This is a genomic window from Photobacterium chitinilyticum, assembly GCF_004104355.1.
Lineage (GTDB): Bacteria > Pseudomonadota > Gammaproteobacteria > Enterobacterales > Vibrionaceae > Photobacterium > Photobacterium chitinilyticum.
This window is the reverse complement of sequence record NZ_RJLM01000064.1, coordinates 1-1,252: the sequence shown is the minus strand read 5'-3', so window position 1 is coordinate 1,252 and position 1,252 is coordinate 1. Positions and strand designations below refer to the sequence as shown.

The following is a 1,252-nucleotide window of genomic DNA, read 5'->3' as shown; positions in this document are numbered from 1 at the left end:
TTTCGCTAAACGAATAGCCTGAGAAATCGTGGAAATGTACGATGAACATTCTACCATCGATGAACTTGGCTCTAAGGTGCATAACGCCTGGKATAAGGTGCGCCACGACCAACTCACCAAACCCACTAAACTCCAAACCAAAAATGCCGAGTCAAACAAGTCACCTTGATACCTTTGTTATGCAACTCCATCCATTAATACGATCATACTTGGCCGAAAATCTTTCCATGCATGATGAATCTGCGTCATACAGGCAACAAATTCATACTCTGATAATTCCGATTCACTTTCAACGATTTGGGCCAAACCAACCTGCATGACAACCTGATACGGACTGGCTTGGCTGCTGCACCAAACCAATAGGCAAAGAAATGCGCCAACACTTTCACAGCTGAGCAACGTTGAAATTATAATGTTGAATTGCCAGAATCAAAGGCAGCAGAGAAGGCAACAACAAGCTTACCTTCGGAYTTTCAGGCAGCCTTTCGGCAAACGAATGRCCAAAGAAATCGTGGAAACAAGCGATGGATTATCTACCATTGAAAATCTTGGCTCTAGGTGCATAACGCCTGGGATAAGGTGCGCCACGATGAACTCACAAAATCCACTAAACTCCAAACCAAAAATGCCGAGTCAAACGAGTCACCTTGATACCTTTGTTATGCAACTCCATCCATTAATACGATCATACTTGGCCGAAAATCTTGCAATGCATGATGAATCTGCGACATACAAGCAGCAAACTCACGCTCTGCTAATTGCGATTTACTTTCAACAATTTGAGCCAAACCAACTTGCATGACAACCTGATACGGACTGGCTTGGCTGTTGCACCAAACCAATAGGGAAGGAAATGCACCAACACTTTCACAGCAAAATAACGTTGAAATTATGATGTTGAATTGCCAGAAATAAAGGCAGCAAAGAAAGAAAAAACCTGCTTTATCATATGACTTTCAGGCAGCCTTTCGGTAAACGAATGGCCAAAGAAATCGTGGAAATGAGCGATGAATTCTCTACCATTGAAAATCTTGGCTCTAGGTGCATAACGCCTGCAATAAGGTGCCCCACGCTAAACCTGCAAAGCGCACCGAACTTCATACAAAAACCGCCGAGTGTAACGGGTCACCTTGATTGCCTTGTATGGATAATAAAACCAACTTCAGGGTAAAGTGAGACCCAGGCTTTAGCTGCAACTAAAGCTTTCTATATAGCAGTTCGATTGATTGCTGGCTCCTCTATTGAGAGACCG

General features: G+C 43.4%; 1 protein-coding gene. It reads right to left on the bottom strand.

The window, feature by feature from the left end:
* Positions 1-659: 659 nt before the first annotated feature.
* Entirely contained in the window at positions 660-800 is a 141-nt protein-coding gene (locus tag EDI28_RS27430) for a hypothetical protein (RefSeq protein ID WP_233353520.1), read from the bottom strand.
* Positions 801-1,252 lie beyond the last annotated feature (452 nt).